The sequence below is a fragment of the Amycolatopsis rhizosphaerae genome (assembly GCF_007713715.1).
In the GTDB taxonomy this organism is placed as follows: Bacteria; Actinomycetota; Actinomycetes; order Mycobacteriales; family Pseudonocardiaceae; genus Amycolatopsis_E; species Amycolatopsis_E rhizosphaerae.
In genome coordinates, this window is record NZ_VJWX01000530.1 from 1 (window position 1) to 4824 (window position 4824).

General features: G+C 69.7%; 4 protein-coding genes. All 4 read right to left on the reverse strand.

All coding sequences use genetic code 11. The features are described 5' to 3' along the window. The coding region (gene narI / locus FNH05_RS32335; protein WP_144592643.1) for a respiratory nitrate reductase subunit gamma at positions 1 to 621 on the reverse strand (621 nt) is incomplete at its 3' end. Then, positions 618 to 1271, reverse strand: a complete 654-nt coding sequence (narJ, locus tag FNH05_RS32340) for a nitrate reductase molybdenum cofactor assembly chaperone (protein WP_144592644.1) — start codon at positions 1269 to 1271, stop codon at positions 618 to 620. The genes narI and narJ, both read right to left, overlap by 4 nt. After that, positions 1268 to 2839 (reverse strand): nitrate reductase subunit beta, encoded by a 1572-nt coding sequence (gene narH, locus FNH05_RS32345; RefSeq protein WP_144592645.1) that lies wholly within the window; start codon positions 2837 to 2839, stop codon positions 1268 to 1270. The genes narJ and narH overlap by 4 nt, the downstream gene beginning before the upstream one ends. Next, on the reverse strand, positions 2839 to 4824 hold a 1986-nt coding region (locus FNH05_RS32350; protein ID WP_144592646.1), incomplete at its 5' end, for a molybdopterin dinucleotide binding domain-containing protein. The genes narH and FNH05_RS32350, both read right to left, overlap by 1 nt.

Genomic DNA, 4824 nt, shown 5'->3' on the forward strand with positions numbered 1-4824 from the left:
GACGTGCACGAGCCGGGTGAACGGCCAGATGCCCAGGATGGCCCAGGCCGCGGTGGCGTGGACCTGGTAGATCAGCGGTGCGTGGGCGATGGCGGCCACGTCGGGGTTTCCGGCGAACAGGCCGCGGAACCACAGGGCGACGCTCATCCGGTAGTCGTAACCGGCGCCGAGCAGGTTGACGCCCATGGTGGGGATGATGCCGAGCACGATCACGATGGCCAGCAGGACCAGCGCCACCCAGTCGACCGGGCTGGTGGTGGCTCGCACCCGCGGGATCAGCGTGCGGCGGTAGGCGAGCATGGCCACACCGATGATCACGCCGAGCGCGGCGATGGTGCCGGCGATGGAGGAGAACCAGCGGTAGGCGGTGTCCGGGATGCCGATCGCGTCGGTGAAGGACTCGGGGATCAGGATGCCGATGACGTGGCCGGCGATCGCGGCGAACGTGCCGTAGTGGAACAGCGGGCTGCCCCATTTGAGCAGCACGCGTTCCTGCAGCTGGGTGGAGCGGCTGGTCCAGCCGAACTGGTCGTAGCGCCAGCGCCAGACATGCCCGACGACGAACACGGCGAGGGCGAGGTAGGGCAGGATCACCCACCACCACAGGTCCCAGGCGCTCATCGGCATCCTCCCGTGAGATATTCGGGTGGGGCGAACGGTTCCAGGCCCACCTGCTCGGCCGGTGGCCCGGCTTCGGCGAGGGCACGCAGCACGTCCCGGTGCCGGGGCGTGAGTCCGGGCAGGCGGCCGCGGATCACGTCGAGCAGCGCCGCGTAGGGGCTGCCGGTGGCGTGCACGGCCTCGGTGAGCAGTTCCAGTCCGGCCCGGCAGTGGATCAGCACGCGTTGTCCGGGTTCGGGGGCGGCCGCCGCGAATTCCAGCATCAGCGGCAGGAAGTCGGGCAGTTCGTCCGCGGGGGCCGGGTACCCGGCCTGGCGGTAGGTGTGTTTGAGGGCGAGCAGCGCCAGTCCGCGGGCGCGGGTGTCACCGTGGCGGTAGTAGGTCAGGTACAGGCTGCGGCGGCGGGTGTGGTCGAAGGTGGCGACGTAGTGCTGGGCGGCCTCGGTGGGCGTGCGTCCGGCCAGCCAGCCGGTGAACCCGGCGAGCCGCTCGCACGCCCCGGCGTCGGTGATCGCCGGGTATGCGGCGGTCACGTCGGCCAGGTGGGTGTGGACGCGGTCGTCGGGGTACTGCAGCAGGATCGAGGTGATCTTGAACAGCAGCGTGGTGTCCGCCGGGCGGGGTGCGGCGCGTCGGGTCCGGCGGATCATCGGCCACCACCTTCGCCGAACAGGTGCGCCGGGCGGCCGGTGCCGTTCCAGCCCAGCAGGTTGAACCGGAGCCGCCCCTCGTCGTCGCGGAACTGGCTGCCGTGGGCGCCCGGATCCGCGACGCCACCGGGGTAACCGACGGCGCAGTGCTGGGCCTGCAGGCGACCGGTGTCCTCGGCGTGCGTCTTCGGGATGACATAGCGCTCGTCGTATTTGGCGATCGCCAGAATCCGGTACAGGTCCTCGACGCCCTCGGCCGTCATGCCGACCGACGCCAGCAACTCGGCGTCCACCGGATCACCGACCTGCCGGGAGCGCATGTGGGTGCGCAGCACGGTCAGCCGGCGCAGTGCCCGTTCCACGGGCCGGGTGTCCCCGGCGGTGAACAGGCCGGCCAGATATCCCAGCGGAATGCGCAGGTCTTCGATGGCGGCGAACACCCGGTCGGGGTCGTCGTCGTGGTGGCCGGTGGCGTGGACGGCGTCGGTGATGGGGGACAGGGGCGGGACGTACCAGACCATCGGCATCGTCCGGTACTCCGGGTGCAGGGGCAGCGCCACCCGGTGTTCGGCGATCAACGCGTACACCGGGGATCGCTGCGCCGCCTGGATCCAGTCGTGCGCGATGCCGTCCCGTCCGGCCGCCGCGATCACCTCCGGGTCGTGCGGGTCGAGGAACACCGACAACTGGGCCTCGTACAGGTCCGTGTCGTCCTTTGTGGACGCCGCGGCGAGCACGGCGTCGGCGTCGTAGAGCATGACCCCGAGGTGGCGCAGGCGGCCGACGCAGGTTTCCGAGCAGATGGTGGGCCTGCCGCCCTCGATGCGGGGGTAGCAGAAGGTGCACTTCTCGGCCTTTCCGGTGCGGTGGTTGAAGTACACCTTCTTGTACGGGCAGCCGGAGACGCAGAACCGCCAGCCGCGGCAGCGGTCCTGGTCGACCAGCACGATCCCGTCCTCGATCCGCTTGTACATCGCCCCCGAGGGACACGACGCCACGCAGGACGGGTTGAGGCAGTGTTCGCAGATGCGGGGGAGGTAGAAGTAGAAGGCGTGCTCGAACTCCAACCGCACCTCCTCGGCCAGCCCGTCCAGGTTCGGGTCCGCGGCGGCGTAGGTGTCCGAGCCCGCGAGGTCGTCGTCCCAGTTGGGCCCGGCCGAGGGGGCCATGTTCCGTCCGGTCAACTGGGACTTGGGGCGGGCGCTGGGAAACGAGTCCGACAGCGGTGCGGTGGTCAGGTGTTCGTAGTCGTAGGTGAAGGGCTCGTAGAAGTCGTCCAGTGACGGAAGTTCCGGGTTGTAGAAAATGGACAGCAGCTTGCGCAGCCGCCCTCCGGCCCTGAGCTTCAGCTTGCCGCGCCGGTTGAGCGTCCACCCGCCCTTGAACCGGTCCTGGTCCTCGTAGCGGCGGGGGTAGCCGGTGCCGGGCTTGGTCTCCACGTTGTTGAACCAGATGTACTCGCTGCCGGGCCGGTTGGTCCAGACCTGCTTGCAGGTGACCGAGCAGGTGTGGCAGCCGATGCACTTGTCCAGGTTCATCACCATCGCCACCTGTGCCATGACCCGCATCAGAACTCCACCTCCTGGGCACGCCGCCGGATGACGGTGATCTCGTCGCGCTGGTTGCCGGTCGGGCCGATGTAGTTGAAGCCGTAACAGAACTGGGCGTAGCCGCCGATCAGGTGCGTGGGTTTGATCAGCAGCCGGGTCAGCGAGTTGTCGCCGCCGCCGTGCCGGCCGGAGATTTCGGTTTTCGGCACGTTCAGGTGCCGGTCCATGGTGTGGTACATGTACACCGTGCCTTCGGGCATCCGGTGGGTGACCACGGCGCGGCAGGCCACGACGCCGTTGCGGTTGTACGCCTCGATCCAGTCGTTGTCGCCCACGCCGATCCTGGCCGCGTCGGCAGGGCTCATCCAGATCACCGGGCCACCGCGGAACAGGGTGAGCATGTGCAGGTTCTCCTGGTATTCGGAGTGGATGGACCATTTCGAGTGCGGGGTCAGGTAGCGAACCACCAGTTCCGGCCGCCCGTCCGCCGCGGCGGAGGGGCGGCCGAAATGCGCGAGCACGTTCAGCGGTGGCCGGTAGGTCGGCAGCTGCTCGCCGAATTCGGCCATCCACTCGTGGTCGAGGAAGAAGTGCTGCCGCCCGGTCAGCGTGTGCCAGGGCTTGTGCCGCTCCACGTTGACGGTGAACGGCGAGTACCGGCGCCCACCGGTCTCGCTGCCCGACCACTCCGGTGAGGTGATCACGGCGCGGGGCTGGGTCCGGGTGTCGGTGAAGGTGATGCGGTCCCCGGCCCGCTCGGCGGCCAGGTCGCGCAACCCGACCCCGGTGCGCTGTTCCAGCGCGCGGAAACCGAGTTCGGCGAGCCGCCCGTTGGTGGTGCCGGAGAGGGCGAGGATCGCTTCGCAGAACTGGTCGTCCCGGGCGATCGACGGACGGCCGTCGGCGATCCCGCCGCGCACCGTGCCGTTCTGCCCACGCAGATGGTCGATTTCGGCGTCGGGTGTCCAGGTGATGCCCTTGGTGGTCGTGCCCTCGGTGTCCAGCAGCGGCCCGATCGCCGCCATTTTCTCCGCTATCGCGGCGTAGTCCCGTTCCACCACGATCAGTTTCGGCATGGTCCTGCCGGGAATCGGCTCGCATTCGCCGCTCTTCCAGTCCCGCACCACACCGTAGGGCTGGGCCAGCTCGTCGGGGGTGTCGTGCGCCAGCGGCGCGGCGATCACGTCGCGGCGTACCCCGAGGTGCGTCGCGGCCAGGCGGGAGAATTCGGCCGCGAGGGTGTGGAAGATGTCGAAGTCGGTGCGCGCCTGCCAGGGCGGGGCGATCGCCGGGGTGAAGGCGTGGACGAACGGGTGCATGTCCGTGGAGGACAGGTCGTACTTCTCGTACCAGGTCGCGGCGGGCAGCACGATGTCGGAGAACAGGCAGGTGCTCGTCATCCGGAAGTCCACCGCGACGGACAGGTCCAGCTTCCCCACCGGTGCCCGCTCGCGCCACACCACCTCGGCCGGGCGCAACCCGGGCGGGGTTTCGGCCGCGGTGACGGCGTCATCGGTGCCCAGCAGGTGCCGCAACAGGTATTCGTGCCCCTTCATCGAGGACGCGAACAGGTTCGCCCGCCACACCATCAGCACCCTCGGCCAGTTCGCCGGATCGTCCGGGTCCTCCGCGGCGAACCGCAGCGCACCCGACTTCAGCTGCCCGACCACGTGGTCCGCCACGGTGACGCCGGACCGTTCGGCCTCGTCGCACAGATCCAGCGGGTTGCGGTCGAACGCCGGATGCGAGGGCATCCAGCCCAGCCGTGCGGCCAGCGCGTTGCAGTCGGGCAGGGTCCGCCCGGCCAACGAGCCCGATCCGAGCGGGCTGGCCAGCGCGTCCGCGGCGAAGGCTTCGTAGCGCCACTGGTCGGTGGCCAGCCAGAACAGCGGCGTGCCCACCATGTGCCGGGTGGGGCGCTGCCAGTCCAGGCCGAACGCCAGGTGGAACCAGCCGGTCAGCGGTCGCACCTTTTCCTGGCCGACGTAGTGGGCCCACCCGCC

Excerpts from the sequence above, each read along its gene's own strand:
- narJ (WP_144592644.1), bottom strand. The coding sequence starts at position 1,271 with ATGATCCGCCGGACCCGACGCGCCGCACCCCGCCCGGCGGACACCACG.
- narH (WP_144592645.1), bottom strand. The coding sequence starts at position 2,839 with ATGCGGGTCATGGCACAGGTGGCGATGGTGATGAACCTGGACAAGTGC.